We start from the raw sequence: 15,122 nt of genomic DNA, 5'->3' as shown, positions 1-15,122 counted from the left end.
GAACATGACGGAGAAAACTCACTATGAGCACTGACGGTGCTTTGCGTCGGTCGCGCCTGCTGCCCAAACTTCTGGGTATCGTGATGCTGCTGATGGGTCTGGCCTTGCTGGCCGGCGGTATCAAACTGGCCACCCTGGGTGGCTCGCTGTACTACTTGATCGCCGGTATCGGCGTAGGCTTCACCGGCGTGCTGCTGCTGCAGGGTCGTCGTTCGGCCATCGGCCTGTATGCAGCGGTATTGTTCGCCAGCACCGTCTGGTCGTTGTACGAAGTGGGTCTGGACTGGTGGCAACTGGTGCCGCGCCTGGCCCTATGGTTTGCCTTGGGCGTGGTCCTGCTGCTGCCCTGGTTCCGCAAGCCACTGCTGCGCCAGCCTGCACCCAAGGCCACGGCTGCGCTGAGCATCGCCGTGGTTCTGGCGGGCCTCTGCGCACTGGCCAGCCAGTTCACCAACCCTGGTGAAATCAAAGGCGAGCTGGACCGCGAAACCGCCAACATGCCCAACACCGCACCGGCGATGCCCGACGGTGACTGGAACTCCTACGGTCGCAGTGCCCACGGCGATCGCTACTCGCCACTGGCGCAGATCACCCCGGAAAACGTCAGCAAGCTGACCCCGGCCTGGACCTACCGTACCGGCGACATCCCTGGCCCGAACGATCCGGGCGAGACCACTGCGGAGAACACCCCGCTCAAGGTCAACGGCATGCTCTACGTGTGCACGCCACACAGCCAGGTCATCGCCCTGGACCCGGACACCGGCAAGGAAATCTGGCGTTTCGACCCGAAGATCAGCACGCAGAACGCGCCGAACTTCAAGGGCTGGGCCCACATGACCTGCCGTGGCGTGTCGTATCACGATGACGCCGCCTACGCCGCCGCCAGCCCGGCCACCGACGCCACCGCACCTGCGGCTGCGCCGACTGCCTGCCCGAAGCGCATCTTCGTGCCGACTGCCGACACCCGTCTGATCGCTCTGAATGCCGACACTGGCAAGATGTGCGAAGACTTCGGCGACAAGGGCCAGATCGACCTGCGCGCCAACATCGGCGAGTTCGCTGCGGGTGGTTACTACTCCACTTCGCCACCGGCCGTGACCAAGAACCTGGTCGTGATCGGCGGCCACGTTACCGACAACGTTTCGGTGGACGAGCCTTCGGGCGTGATCCGCGCCTATGACGTGCACGACGGTCACCTGGTATGGAACTGGGACAGCGGCAACCCCGACGACACCACGCCGATCGCTGCGGGCCAGACCTATACCCGCAACTCGCCGAACATGTGGTCCATGTTCAGCGTCGATGAAAAGAACGGCATGCTGTACCTGCCCATGGGCAACCAGATGCCCGACCAGTGGGGCGGCAACCGCACTCCCGAGTCGGAGAAGTACAGCGCTGGCCTGACCGCGCTGGACATCGACACCGGCCATGTGAAGTGGACCTACCAGTTCACCCATCACGACCTGTGGGACATGGACGTGGGCGGCCAGCCTACCCTGATGGACCTCAAGACCGCCGATGGCGTGAAGCCGGCCGTGCTGGCCTCGACCAAGCAGGGCAGCATCTACGTGCTGAACCGCTTGACCGGCGAGCCGATCGTGCCGATCCACGAAGTGCCGGTGCCCCAGGGCGCGGTGGAAGGCGACCATACCTCGCCGACTCAACCAAAATCCGACCTCAACTTCATGCCACCGGTCATGCAAGAGCGCGACATGTGGGGTGTGACGCCATTCGACCAGATGCTGTGCCGGATCGACTTCAAGTCGCTGCGCTATGAAGGTCCGTTCACGCCACCTTCGCTGCAGGGCACCTTGGTGTACCCAGGCAACTTCGGCGTGTTCGACTGGGGTGGCCTGTCGGTCGACCCAGTGCGTCAGGTGGCGTTCGTCAACCCAAGCTACATGGCTTTCCGCTCCAAGCTGGTGCCTGCGGCAGAAGTGGCCGGCGGCCCTGGTCGCAAGAGCGAAACCGAGGGTGTGCAGCCCAACAAGGGCGCGCCGTACGGGGTAATCCTGGAGGCGCTGCTGTCGCCGATGGGCCTGCCTTGCCAGGCGCCTGCCTGGGGCTACGTGGCTGCGGTCGACTTGACCACTCACCAGACCATCTGGAAACACAAGAACGGTACCGTGCGCGACAGCTCGCCTGTGCCAATCCCGTTGAGCATGGGCGTGCCGAGCCTGGGTGGCGCTTTCACCACGGCCAGCGGCGTGTCGTTCCTCAGCGGTACGCTTGACCAGTACCTGCGCGCATACGATATCCGCAACGGCAAGCAGCTGTGGGAAGGTCGCCTGCCTGCAGGCGCACAGACCACGCCGATGACCTACACCGGCAAGGATGGCCGTCAGTATGTACTGGTGGTCGCTGGCGGGCATGGCTCGCTGGGTACCAAGCAGGGTGACTACGTGATGGCGTTTGCACTGCCTGAAAACAAGTGATGTCGATGTAATGAAAAACGGCTCCTTCGGGAGCCGTTTTTTTGAGTGTGTCAGTGACGACCATTCACCCCCCTACTTCTCGATCACCTCCCCCCGCTGCGCCGCCAACCGGGCCAACAACCGATTCTGCGCCGGCACCGGAACACCCTGGGCTTCCATGGCCTTGATCAGATCCTCCACCAGCGCGTTGAACTCGCTGCGGCTGATCTGCTGGCCCTTGTGCGCTTCCACCATGTCATCCCCGGTGTACTCGCACGGCCCGCCCGCCTCGACACAGAACTTGTCGATCAACTGCGCACGCAGCAACTCGATGTTGACGTTGCGAAAGTGCGCCACGATCCGCTCATCCCGGGCCACGTTCAGCAACATCCCCTCCACGATCCGGCTGATCCCCGGTTTGCCACCCAGCGCCTGGTACAGGCTGTCGTCCTTGGCCGGCTGCTGGTGACCCGTGCAGGCACCCAGCAGCAGGGCCACGCCCAGCACATACATGCGCATGTCAAAAACTCCCTTGCACGGAAAGGTAGGTGCCGTTCTGGTTGTCCAGCGTGGCAATCTCGCCCAGTTTCGCGTAGGCCAGCACGATCGCCAGATGCTTGTTGGGGAAATACCCCAGGAACACATCCGCCCAGTCGCTTTCGCCGGCGAACGACAGGTTGTCCGGCTTCTCTCGGTACTCCACGCCCAACGCCCAGCGCGGGTTGAACAGCACGGCCAGCGAACCCTCCTTGAGCAGGCTGCGGCTGTCGCGGCGATCACCGCCGAAGCCCAACAGCCCCAGTTCGTTGGCGCGGCTGTAGCGCACTCCGCCATTGACCAGCAGGTTGTAGCCAAACGCCGCGCCCATGAATAGGCGACTGGCCGTCAGGTAACCCTCGACATCTTCATCACGCTTGGCGCCGACCAGGCTGGGAATGAGGAAATCCTTCTGCCGCTTGTACGCCAGGCCCAGCGCCACCTGTGGCAGTTGGTCGTAGATCAGGTCACCGAACAGGCGCACCTTCACCCCGAAAACGTCCTGGCTGAGGCTGTCTTCGGGCAGCCCCAGCTTGTGCACCAGCGAGCCCAGGTCGAAGCGTTGTCGGGCGTAGGAGAATTCGATGCGATTGTCGTAGCTGGCGGCCATGCCTGACACGTCGAGCCGGTAGTCCGGCAGGTCCACGCGGGTGGCAAATGCCGTGGCGCCCCACTCGCCCTGCTCGCCATAGCCGGAAAGCACGGCCCAGGGCGTGATCCCCCCACCGGCGGCGCCGTCGATACTGCTGGCACCGCCGGTGGCCAACAAACGGCCCTCGTTGGCGTGGAGCGACGGTTGCCAGCACAAGGCCAGCGAGCACAACAACATGGCTTTTCGCATCATGACATCAGTGAACCACAGCAATTGAAATGGGCGAGGACTGCTGCATCCAGGCTTCGAAGGCGACAGCGGTCAGCGGCCGGCTGATCAGATAGCCCTGGGCGGTGTCGCAGTTCCAGCGTTCGAGCAAGCGCAGGCTGTGTTCGTATTCGACGCCCTCGGCCACCACTTTGAGGCCCAGGTTATGGCTCAGTTCGATGGTGGAACGTACGATCACCGCATCCTCGCTGGTTTCGTCGAGGTTGCGCACGAACGACTGGTCGATCTTGAGCTCCTGCACCGGCAGGCGCTTGAGGTGGGCCAGCGACGAATAACCGGTGCCGAAGTCGTCGACAGACAAACTGATACCGCAGTCACGCAGGCTGTTGAGCACCTTCAACGCCTTCTCGGGCTCGCGCATGATCGCGCTTTCGGTGATCTCGAAAATCAACTGCTCGGCCGGTACCTGGTGCAGGCCGAGCAGGCGCACGACCCGCTCAGGCAGGTCGGACCCCAGCAGGTCATCCGCCGAGATGTTCAGCGACAACTGCACGACCAGGCCGCGCGTGTTCCATTCGCTCAACTGTCGAATGCCTTCCTCGATGACCCACCGGGTCAGCGTCTGGATACTGCCGGTGCGCTCGGCCAGCTCGATGAATTCACCGGGCGAGACATTGCCCAACTGTGGATGCTGCCAACGCAGCAAGGCTTCGGCCTGGCGTACCTGCTTGTCGCGCAGGTCCAGCTTGGGCTGGTAGTGCAGGGACAACTCGTTGTTCGCGGCGGCCCGACGCAGGTCGCGGATCAGCCGCACCTGACGCTGGTGCGCAAGGTCGCGACCGTGCTGATACACCTGCAGGCGACCCGGCATGTCGGCGGCGTCTTTCATCGCGATTGCCGAACGCGCCAGCAACTCCTCGGCACTCAGGCCGTCGGAGGGAAAGGCCGCGATGCCGATACGGCAGTCGATGGCAACGTCGTGGCCACCGAAACGGTGGGGTTGCAGCAGCACCTGTTGCAGTTTGTCGGCCACCGCCACGGCGCTGTCGCTGTCGAGGTTTTCCAGCAGCAGGAGGAATTCGTCGGTGATCAGGTGCGCCACCGTGTCGCCGGGTCGCACCAGCTCCAGCAGGGTTTGCGCAACTTGCTGGAGCAGTTTGTCGACGAAGGTCGGTCCGCCGCTTTCACTGAGTTCGCGCAGGTTATCGATACCGATGTACAGCAGGCCGATCGGTCGGTCGGCGGCAATGGCGCTGCCCAGGCGCTCCATCGCCAGCGTGCGGTTGGGCAAGCCAGTCAGCGCGTCGTGCAAGGCATTGTGAGCCAGCTGCAGCTCGCGCTCGGCGATCCCGGCCTGCATGCGACTGATGGCCTTGGCCAGCACGCCCAGTTCGTCGGTGCGGTCCAGCGGCACGTCGGTCTGGTAGTCGCCATGGCCGATGCGCCCAGCGGCCCGCGCCAGGCTCTGCACCGGCAGCGAGACACTGCGCGCCAGCAGCAAGGCACCCACCAGGGAGGCCAGCAATGCGGCGAAGGCAATGCCGAAGATATTGCGATCCAGGGCGACGAACGCGCGCATCGCTTCATCCAGCGGGCTCTGCAGCAGTGCCATGACCTTTCCGCCCTCCGGGCCACTGCTGCTGGCCAGCAGCAAGGGCTGGCTGAGGTAGGTACGATCATTGTGTTCGGAAAGGGAAATGTGCTGCGCCGCCGATTCATTGACCTGCATCCATTGACTGATGCTGGCGGACAATTCGGTCGGCTGGGTGCTCACCAGCGTGCCGACCTTGCTGGCCTCGGTAGTCAGGAAGGACACCTGCAAGTTGGTCAGCGAGTGCAATTCCTGGGCAAGGGTCACATCCATGCTGAAACCCATCACCACCCGCGCGATCGGCAGCGGTGCCAGCACCGGCGCTTCCACCAGCAAGTGCGGCAGCCCCTGCAGCGGCACGAACAGCATCGACTGGCTGGTTCGGCGGGCTTCGCGCAGCGCCGTGTCATAGGGAAACACGCTGCCGGTGGGGACCTGGTCCACGGTACTGGCCAGGACACGACCGTCCATGCCCAACACGAACATGTCGGTGGCGCCGATGCGCGCGCCCTGGTTCTGCAGCGCCGAACGGATGGTCGGCGAGTCACCGCTGGACACCGCATCGCGGAAACCGAAGTCGGCAGCCAGCAACTGCACGCCGTCGCGCAGGCGCCGACCGCGCACATCCAGCAGACGCTCGAACACGCGCGTGCCCACTTGCAGCTGCTCGCGGGCCTGGGCGCGCACGGCATCGTTGGTGGCCACTTTCACGGCCACGGTCAACGCCCCCACTACCACCGACAGCAGCAGAATGAGTACGCAGGCGATGCGCGCCTGGAAACTATTGCGCAGCTTCACCGGCAGCCTTTTTGAACGCATCGCTGAACGCGCCGGTCGCCGGCTCCTGGGCACCGTCTTCCGCCGTTGCCTCGACCTTCAGGGTGTAGTTCTGCGTCATGGCCGTAGCCGTCATGTCGATCTCGCCTCCTGGCTGTACTTGCGCATCCACGCTGCGCGGATGCCACAGGCTCACTTGGTAGCGGCCCGCGGGTAATTGATCGAAACGCACGCGCCCCTGCTCGTCGCTGACGGCGAACCAGGGGTCATCGGTGACATAGATATAGCCAAGCATCCAGTCGTGAATATTGCAACCCAGGACTACCACACCAGGCTTGTCGAACAACTCCGGCTTGCTTGGCGTACCCTCATAAAGCCGCAGCTCGAAGCGCTTGGCGGGCGAAAAGGAATACACCTGATGGCGGATATTGTCGCTGTTGGGAAATGAAACCGAGGTACCGGTGGCCACGGCCAGCACGTGCGGCAGGTACTTCTGCGCGCGCTGGTCCATGACCGCCGTGGCCTGCCTGGATCCGGCGGCCGCCGGCCCTCCGGACAGGCTGAACACTGCGTCGGCCAGAGGCTTGCCGTCGGCCTGGGTGATACGTGCCTCGAAGGAGGCCGCGCTGACCCACGTACTGAGGACGAGACTGCCGAGCAAGGCGCCAAACCTGATCATGAAAATTTACCTGACGGATGAAAGTGTCGCCTGCCGCGGCCCACTTGGGCCACAAGCCCGGTTACAACCTTATCGGCAGCCGGCCGCAAAGCTTCAGTGCAACCATTGAAACCAGTCGCACCCTGCCCCATCTAAGCAGCATAGTCATTGACGCAGGTGCCCCATGAGCGACCAGCAGGAATCCAACGAGAATCCGTCCGAAGATCTGGACAACGAGCACATCGAGCACTCGACCCACTCCAGCACCGAGCTGGCCCTGCCTGGGCAGAACCTGCCGGACAAGGTCTACGTCATCCCGATCCACAACCGCCCGTTCTTCCCCGCGCAGGTGCTGCCGGTCATCGTCAACGAAGAGCCCTGGGCGGAAACCCTGGACCTGGTCTCCAACACCGAGCACCACTCGCTGGCGCTGTTCTTCATGGACACCCCGCCCGACGATCATCGTCATTTCGACACTTCCAGCCTGCCGCTGTACGGCACGCTGGTGAAGATCCACCACGCCAGCCGCGAAAACGGCAAGCTGCAATTCGTCGCGCAGGGGCTGTCGCGCGTGCGTATCCGCACCTGGCTCAAGCACCATCGCCCGCCGTATCTGGTAGAAGTCGAATACCCGCAGCAGCCCATCGAGCCCACCGACGAGGTGAAGGCCTACGGCATGGCGCTGATCAACGCCATCAAGGAGCTGCTGCCGCTCAATCCGCTGTACAGCGAAGAGCTGAAGAATTACCTCAACCGTTTCAGCCCCAACGACCCGTCCCCACTGACCGACTTCGCCGCCGCGCTCACCTCGGCCACGGGCAACGAGCTGCAGGGCGTGCTCGACTGCGTGCCGATGTTGCGGCGCATGGAAAAAGTCCTGCCGATGCTGCGCAAGGAAGTCGAAGTCGCACGGCTGCAAAAAGAAATTTCCGCCGAAGTGAACAAGAAGATCGGCGAGCACCAGCGTGAGTTCTTCCTCAAGGAACAGCTCAAGGTCATCCAGCAGGAGCTGGGCCTGACCAAGGACGATCGCAGCGCCGACGTCGAGCAGTTCCAGCAGCGTCTGCAGGACAAGACCTTGCCGCCCGCCGCGCAGAAGCGCATCGACGAGGAAATGCAGAAGCTGTCGATCCTGGAAACCGGCTCGCCGGAATACGCCGTCACGCGCAACTATCTGGACTGGGCCACGGCCCTGCCGTGGGGTGTGTACGGCAAGGACAAGCTCGATCTGAAGCATGCGCGCAAGGTGCTCGACCAGCACCACGCCGGCCTCGAAGACATCAAGACACGCATCATCGAATTTCTCGCGGTGGGCGCCTACAAAGGCGAGATCAGTGGCTCCATCGTGCTGCTGGTAGGCCCGCCGGGCGTGGGCAAGACCAGCGTCGGCAAGTCCATCGCCGAATCCCTGGGTCGTCCGTTCTATCGCTTCAGCGTCGGCGGCATGCGTGACGAAGCCGAGATCAAGGGCCATCGCCGCACTTACATCGGTGCCCAGCCGGGCAAGCTGGTGCAGGCGCTCAAGGACGTCGAGGTGATGAACCCGGTGATCATGCTCGACGAGATCGACAAGATGGGCCAGAGCTTCCAGGGCGACCCGGCGTCGGCGCTGCTGGAGACGTTGGACCCGGAACAGAACGTCGACTTCCTCGATCATTATCTGGATCTGCGTCTGGACCTGTCCAAGGTGCTGTTCGTGTGCACCGCCAACACCTTGGACTCCATCCCCGGCCCGCTGCTCGACCGCATGGAAGTGATCCGCCTGTCCGGGTACATCACCGAAGAGAAAATGGCCATCGCCAAGCGCCATCTGTGGCCCAAGCAACTGGCCAAGGCCGGTGTCGACAAGAATCGCCTGACCATCAGCGACAGTGCGCTGCGCACGGTGATCGAAGGCTATGCCCGCGAGGCCGGCGTGCGCCAGCTGGAAAAACAGCTGGGCAAACTGGTGCGCAAAGCGGTGGTGCAGTTGATCGACAAGCCTGATGTACCGATCAAACTAGTGCCCAAGGACCTCGAAGCTTCCCTGGGGATGCCGGTGTTCCGCAGCGAGCAGGTGCTGTCGGGCAAGGGCGTGATCACCGGCCTGGCCTGGACCAGCATGGGCGGCGCCACCTTGCCGATCGAGGCGACACGTATCCATACGCTGAACCGTGGCTTCAAGCTGACCGGGCAATTGGGCGAGGTCATGAAGGAGTCGGCGGAAATTGCCTACAGCTACGTCAGCTCCAATCTTGCGCAGTTCGGCGCCGATTCCAAGTTCTTCGACGAGGCCTTCGTGCACTTGCACGTACCCGAAGGCGCCACGCCCAAGGACGGCCCGAGCGCCGGGGTGACCATGGCCAGCGCGTTGCTGTCCCTGGCCCGCGACCAGGCGCCGAAGAAGGGCGTAGCCATGACCGGCGAGCTGACCTTGACCGGGCATGTGCTGCCGATCGGTGGCGTGCGCGAAAAAGTCATCGCCGCACGGCGGCAGAAGATCATGGAGTTGATCCTGCCCGAGCCAAACCGGGGCAATTTCGAAGAGCTGCCGGATTACCTCAAGCAGGGCATCACCGTGCATTTCGCCAAACGTTTCGCCGACGTCGCCAAGATCCTCTTCTGACCCATCCACCCCCTGTAGCGGCGGCGCAAGCCGCGTCAGGGGGGCATTGCGTTCGGTCAGACACACCTCATGTACCGCCGACGCGGCTCGCGCCGCTGCTACAACGGCCCTATCCGCCACACCCCTTGCGCCCTGACGCGGCTCGCGCCGCTGCTACAACGGCCTCATCCGCCACACTCCTTTGCGCCCTGACGCGGCTCGCGCCGCTGCTACGGCGGCCCATCCGCCACACCCCTTGCGCCCTGACGTGGCTCGGGCGGTGGCTGCAACGCCCCGAAACAACACGATCCCCTGTAGCAGCGGCGCGAGCCGCGTCCGGCCCCACCACCGCCCCACCAGACTCACCACAATCTCCCCAAACGCGGCTCATACGCCTCACTCCTGCACATTCGACTAACTGGGTTATGCTTTCCAGATCCTCGTCCGTTCGGAGCCACCATGTCCGTCGTCCGCCTGATCCTTCCCGCCAGCCTTGCCGCGCTTACAGCCTGCGCCCAGCAACCGCTTCACAGCGTCGTGCTGGAAAGTCAGAGCCAATGCCCGGTTTTCCTCAACGTCGACCAGACCGTCACCCTGCAATTGCCGACCAACCCCAGTACCGGCTACCGCTGGCTGGTACAGAATCCGGGCGCGAGCGTTTTGCGCAGCCTCGGGCCAGAGGTCTACAGCCATCCCGAAGAAGCCGGGGTGGTCGGGGCTGCCGGGCAATCCACCTGGCGTTTCCAGGCGCGCACCCCAGGCAAGGGTCACCTGATGCTCGTGCTGCAGCAACCCTGGGCCCCGGAAATCCCCCCAGCCCAAACCTTCAGCTGCGACATCACCGTAAAATAATCCGTAGGAGCGGTCATCGGCCGCGAAACAGGCACCGCAGTCCAACTGCTACACCGCGGGGGCCCTTCGCGGCCACAGACCGCTCCTACAGCAATCGTCATCCCCCGTAGGAGCGGTCATCGGCCGCGAAACGGGCACCGCGGTTCAACTGCTACACCGCGGGGGCCCTTCGCGGCCACAGACCGCTCCTACAGCAATCGTCATCCCCCCGTAGGAGCGGTCATCGGCCGCGAAACGGGCACCGCGGTTCAACTACCACACCGCACATCCCACAAAAAATGCACCCCCGCCCTACATCCGCTAAAATGCCGCCCCGATTTCCCGCAACCCGCCTGGATCGCCCCGTGAGCAAAGAGCCCGACCGCCTATTCGCCCAGCCCCTGAGCCAGGTCCCCGACTTCGCCTTCAACGAAGACGTGGTGCGCGTGTTCCCGGACATGATCAAACGCTCGGTCCCCGGCTACCCTACTATCGTCGAAAACATCGGCGTGCTCGCGGCGCAATTCGCCCAGCCCAACACCACACTCTACGACCTGGGCAGCTCCCTGGGCGCCGTCACCCAAGCCTTGCGCCGCCACGTGCGCGCCGAAGGCTGCCAGGTGATCGCCATCGACAACTCCCAGGCGATGGTCGAGCGCTGCCGCGAATACCTCAACGCGCAGAACTCCATGTTTCAGGAACTGCTGCCGGTCGACGTCATCGAGGGCGACATCCTGGCCCTGGACTTCAAGCCCGCGTCGGTCATCGCGCTCAACTTCACCCTGCAGTTCATCCCCCCGGCCCAGCGCCTGGAACTGCTCACCCGCATCCATCAGGCCCTGGTCCCCGGCGGCGCACTGATCCTCTCGGAAAAATTGCGCTTCGAAGACGACCAACAACACGACCTGCTCACCGACCTGCACATCGCCTTCAAACGCGCCAACGGCTACAGCGACCTGGAAATAGCGCAGAAACGCAGCGCCATTGAAAACGTCATGAAGCCCGACAGCCTCGAAGAAAACCGCGACCGTTTGCTCGCCGCCGGCTTCAGCAAGGTCGTGCCCTGGTTCCAATGCCTCAACTTCGCCTCGATGATCGCCCTGCCATGATTGACCTGTCCCCGCTCGTCCGCCGCCTGGCCAACACCCCGCTGGCCAACTGGGCCAACGGCCTGCAAGCCCAGCTCGACACCAAGATGGAAAAAGGCCACGGCGACCTCCAGCGCTGGCAGAGCGCCCTCGACGCCCTGCCCCCGGTAACCGCCTGCAACATAGACTTGGTCAACGGCCTGCGCCTGGACTGCGAAGACAACCCCGCCACCTACGACCAGATGCGTGCCGCTTTAATGGGCCTGTCCCCGTGGCGCAAAGGCCCTTTCGACCTGTTCGGCGTCCAAGTCGACACCGAATGGCGCTCGGACTGGAAATGGGACCGCGTCGCCCCCCACCTCGACCTGCGCGGCAAACGCGTGCTCGACGTCGGCTGCGGCAACGGCTACTACCAGTGGCGCATGCTCGGCGCCGGTGCCGACAGCGTCATCGGCGTCGACCCCAACTGGCTGTTCTTCTGCCAGTTCCAGGCCGTGCAACGCTACCTGCCCGACCTCCCCGCCTGGCACCTGCCCTTCGCCCTGGAAGACCTGCCCGCCGGGCTGGAAGGCTTCGACACCGTGTTCTCCATGGGCGTGTTCTACCACCGCCGTTCTCCGATCGAGCACTTGTTGGCGCTCAAGGATTGCCTGGTCAAAGGCGGCGAACTGGTCCTGGAAACACTGGTAGTGCCCGGCGACGAGCACCAAGTGCTGGTCCCCGAAGACCGCTACGCGCAGATGCGCAACGTCTGGTTCCTGCCTTCCGTCCCGGCCCTGGAAAAGTGGGTGCGCCGCGCCGGCTTCACCGACGTGAAATGCGTGGACGTGAGCATCACCACCGTGGCCGAGCAACGCGGCACCGAATGGATGAAATTCCAGTCACTGAGCGACTTCCTCGACCCCGACGACCACAGCAAAACCGTCGAAGGCCTGCCGGCGCCGATGCGCGCGGTGATCACTGCCCGGAAATAGGCCGTGAGGCTGGAAGGGGCAAATGGACGGTGAAATAAACGCCGTCGCACTTCCCTTCTTGCCGCTCATCGACTCCTTCACAGAACCATAAAAAAACTTGAAATGGTTGCATTTGCTGCAAGCCAAGCAGGGCAAGGTTTTGCGCCCAGCACATCGATAATCTGGCTGATTTCTAACCAGCTCATTGGGTTTTCAACCCGAACTCAAGCCTATATCCTGTGTCCACTTCTTACCAAAACCACCACATAGGCGATTTTTGGTGCAAACCAGGGCTTTCAGGTCCTGACCGGACGACTGGCATCAAGGTTGTAAGAAATACCCGTTGCGGCGGTTTTTTTGTGTCCTGGCGTGAACACGAGCAGGCAAAAAACCCTATAATCGCCGCCCACTTCAAGGACCTGAGACATGACCCATCGCGACATCGAAGCCGGCACGAGCACCTCGACCGAAGCTTGCCCGCGAAGTCAGCGTCTCAGCGCGCTCCAACCGGATCGTTGATAGCCCACGCCAGGGCACCACGCTGAAAAAGCCTGGACCTGGCGACGCAACACGCACACCAAGCCAGCTTGCGCCACGCAACCTCGGCAATCAGATTTCTAAATTCATCAGCCGCCCACAGCGGCCTCGAGCAGGAGCCTCCCCCATGCTGAGCTGGGACGAATTCGACAAAGAAGACGCAGCCGAACCCGCCAAAGGCGCCAACGCCGGCCACGCCAGCGAAGCTGCGATGGACAAGCTCGACAGCGCCGGCGGCGCCGCCGCCCAAGAGGCCCGCGCCGCCAGCGCCAGCGACTCCGCTGCCGTAGCCCGCGCCAAAGCCGCGCTGAACAAACTCGACATCGCCGAAGGCCTGGCCGAGCTCGAAGGCTCCGCCGCCCGCGTCGCCGTCGACGAGAAGCGCATGATCAACTGCCGCGCCGACCTCAACCAACTCGTACCCTTCAAGTACGACTGGGCCTGGCAGAAGTACCTGGACGGTTGCGCAAACCACTGGATGCCGCAAGAAGTCAACATGAACGCCGACATCGCCCTCTGGAAAAACCCGGAAGGCCTGACCGACGACGAACGCCGCATCGTCATGCGCAACCTGGGCTTCTTCAGCACCGCCGACTCCCTGGTCGCCAACAACCTGGCCCTGGCCGTGTACCGCCTGATCACCAACCCGGAGTGCCGCCAGTACATCCTGCGCCAGGCCTTCGAAGAAGCGATCCACACCCACGCCTACCAGTACTGCATCGAATCGCTGGGCATGGACGAAGGCGAAATCTTCAACATGTACCACGAGATCCCATCGGTCGCTAAAAAAGCCGCCTGGGGCCTCAAGTACACCCGCGCCATCTCCGACCCGGAATTCAACACCGGCACCGTCGAAACCGACAAAGAACTGCTGCGCAACCTGATCGGCTACTACTGCGTACTCGAAGGCATCTTCTTCTACTGTGGCTTCACCCAGATCCTCTCCATGGGCCGCCGCAACAAGATGACGGGCGTCGCCGAGCAGTTCCAATACATCCTGCGCGACGAATCCATGCATCTGAACTTCGGCATCGACGTGATCAACCAGATCAAGATCGAGAACCCACACCTGTGGGACGCCGAACTCAAGGAAGAAGCTTCGCAGATGATTCTGCAAGGCACTCAGCTGGAAATCGAATACGCCCGCGACACCATGCCTCGCGGCGTGCTGGGCATGAACGCGGCGATGATGGAGGACTATCTGAAGTTCATCGCTAACCGTCGCCTGTCGCAGATTGGGTTGAAAGAGGAATACCCAGGGACCACGAACCCGTTCCCTTGGATGAGCGAGATCATGGACTTGAAGAAGGAGAAGAACTTCTTTGAGACTCGGGTTATTGAGTATCAGACGGGTGGGGCCTTGAGCTGGGATTGATGGTTGGTCCTGCTTAGCACTACTAGGAAGAGGCCGCCTTTGGGCGGCCTTTTTTTGTGCCGGGAATTCAGGGGTTTTTGACCCATCGGCCGCGCAAGATGCTCTTCAGTTCATCGAGGGACAACGTCATATCGCGCTTACGATGGACCACTGCATGACAGTTGGCGCAAAGCGTCACAAGATCTGTTTCCGGGTTGACGGCTTTTTGGCCACCGAAGTCTGAAATAGGTACTACATGGTGAACATGGATGAAGGCTTTCGCGTGGTCACCATAAGCCTGTTCGAAATTGAAACCACACGCTTTGCAGTCCAGCCCATGGATCGCAATAGCCTTCACCCGCAAATCTTTGCGGCGCTCGTAGCGCGTTCCGAAGTAGCTTGTCTTGCTGCCTTCGTTCGCGGATATGAAGGTCAACGGATCATCCTGAATATCCGGTACATCCGGCTCAACCTGAGCAGGCAAAAGCGTCGCGTGGCTCAGGATCCGATCATAATCAGCCTGAGAGATAGGTCGGACTCCATCACGCCAATAGTTTTTTAGACGGCTCTTGGGGATAGTTTCTAGATATTCATCCCCAGTTTTTGACGGTACTGCCCTTTCAAAAGGAGTGAAGTTTTCGATCAGTGCGAAAAGATCACCTTTCTCGCTGCTTTGGTCGGCGTACACCTTGCCGATACGTGCCATACCAAAATAATGCGGCTCGCCGCTAAGGCGCGTAGGGGCAAATGCTTTGTCCTTAATGCGTCCCTTGTAGTAGATCACTTCGGCGCCGGTGGAAAGCCAGGGGCGGTAGCGCTTTGGAAAATGGTAAACGGAACCTGTCTCGTCTTCCCATTGCGATGTGTCGTTTTCAACGATGACTACGGGCATTCCATTTCCTCTCACGTGGTGGCAAAAGCCTACCAAAGATGAGGAAATTTCCTACAAGATATTGGGAGCTACTTGTAGTGGTCAAC

The 15,122-nt window shown here is 62.3% G+C and carries 11 protein-coding genes; 6 read left to right on the top strand and 5 right to left on the bottom strand.

What is annotated here, in order from left to right; all coding sequences use genetic code 11:
- Window positions 1-23 precede the first annotated feature (23 nt).
- Window positions 24-2,435, top strand: coding sequence for a glucose/quinate/shikimate family membrane-bound PQQ-dependent dehydrogenase (locus H7993_RS09500; protein ID WP_185794228.1), 2,412 nt, complete (start codon window positions 24-26; stop codon window positions 2,433-2,435).
- Between the two features lie 72 nt (window positions 2,436-2,507).
- Here H7993_RS09500 and H7993_RS09495 read toward each other — a convergent pair whose 3' ends face one another.
- From H7993_RS09495 to H7993_RS09480, 4 genes are read right to left on the bottom strand one after another with little or no spacing between them, the layout of a single operon-like run.
- Window positions 2,508-2,933, bottom strand: a complete 426-nt coding sequence (locus H7993_RS09495; protein ID WP_185794227.1) for a group I truncated hemoglobin — start codon at window positions 2,931-2,933, stop codon at window positions 2,508-2,510.
- A gap of 1 nt (window position 2,934) precedes the next feature.
- A complete protein-coding gene (locus H7993_RS09490; RefSeq protein ID WP_244647030.1) occupies window positions 2,935-3,780 on the bottom strand; it encodes a DUF3034 family protein in 846 nt (281 codons plus the stop codon).
- A gap of 19 nt (window positions 3,781-3,799) precedes the next feature.
- Window positions 3,800-6,160, bottom strand: a complete 2,361-nt coding sequence (locus tag H7993_RS09485; protein ID WP_185794553.1) for an EAL domain-containing protein — start codon at window positions 6,158-6,160, stop codon at window positions 3,800-3,802.
- Window positions 6,144-6,818 (bottom strand): methylamine utilization protein, encoded by a 675-nt coding sequence (locus H7993_RS09480; RefSeq protein WP_185794226.1) that lies wholly within the window; start codon window positions 6,816-6,818, stop codon window positions 6,144-6,146. The genes H7993_RS09485 and H7993_RS09480 overlap by 17 nt, the downstream gene beginning before the upstream one ends.
- A gap of 163 nt (window positions 6,819-6,981) precedes the next feature.
- Between H7993_RS09480 and lon the strand changes: the two genes are divergently transcribed.
- From lon to H7993_RS09455, 5 genes are all read left to right on the top strand, one after another.
- Window positions 6,982-9,402: an endopeptidase La gene (gene lon, locus H7993_RS09475; protein ID WP_185794225.1), complete on the top strand. Its 2,421-nt coding sequence runs from the start codon at window positions 6,982-6,984 to the stop codon at window positions 9,400-9,402.
- A 438-nt stretch (window positions 9,403-9,840) separates the two neighbouring features.
- Window positions 9,841-10,233 (top strand): protease inhibitor I42 family protein, encoded by a 393-nt coding sequence (locus H7993_RS09470; RefSeq protein WP_185794224.1) that lies wholly within the window; start codon window positions 9,841-9,843, stop codon window positions 10,231-10,233.
- A gap of 305 nt (window positions 10,234-10,538) precedes the next feature.
- The gene (gene cmoA, locus H7993_RS09465) at window positions 10,539-11,321 is read left to right on the top strand and encodes a carboxy-S-adenosyl-L-methionine synthase CmoA (protein WP_185794223.1); all 783 of its coding nucleotides are present in this window, start codon (window positions 10,539-10,541) and stop codon (window positions 11,319-11,321) included.
- Window positions 11,318-12,274, top strand: coding sequence for a tRNA 5-methoxyuridine(34)/uridine 5-oxyacetic acid(34) synthase CmoB (gene cmoB / locus H7993_RS09460; protein ID WP_185794222.1), 957 nt, complete (start codon window positions 11,318-11,320; stop codon window positions 12,272-12,274). The genes cmoA and cmoB overlap by 4 nt, the downstream gene beginning before the upstream one ends.
- A 643-nt stretch (window positions 12,275-12,917) precedes the next feature.
- Window positions 12,918-14,165 carry a ribonucleotide-diphosphate reductase subunit beta gene (locus H7993_RS09455; RefSeq protein WP_122476712.1) on the top strand — a complete coding sequence of 416 codons (1,248 nt, stop codon included), beginning with the start codon at window positions 12,918-12,920 and terminating at the stop codon, window positions 14,163-14,165.
- A 67-nt stretch (window positions 14,166-14,232) separates the two neighbouring features.
- Here H7993_RS09455 and H7993_RS09450 read toward each other — a convergent pair whose 3' ends face one another.
- Window positions 14,233-15,036: an HNH endonuclease gene (locus H7993_RS09450; protein ID WP_185794221.1), complete on the bottom strand. Its 804-nt coding sequence runs from the start codon at window positions 15,034-15,036 to the stop codon at window positions 14,233-14,235.
- Window positions 15,037-15,122: the final 86 nt, after the last annotated feature.

It is taken from the genome of Pseudomonas baltica (genome assembly GCF_014235765.1).
GTDB classification, from domain to species: domain Bacteria; phylum Pseudomonadota; class Gammaproteobacteria; order Pseudomonadales; family Pseudomonadaceae; genus Aquipseudomonas; species Aquipseudomonas baltica.
This window is presented reverse-complemented; position numbering and strand designations above follow the sequence as displayed.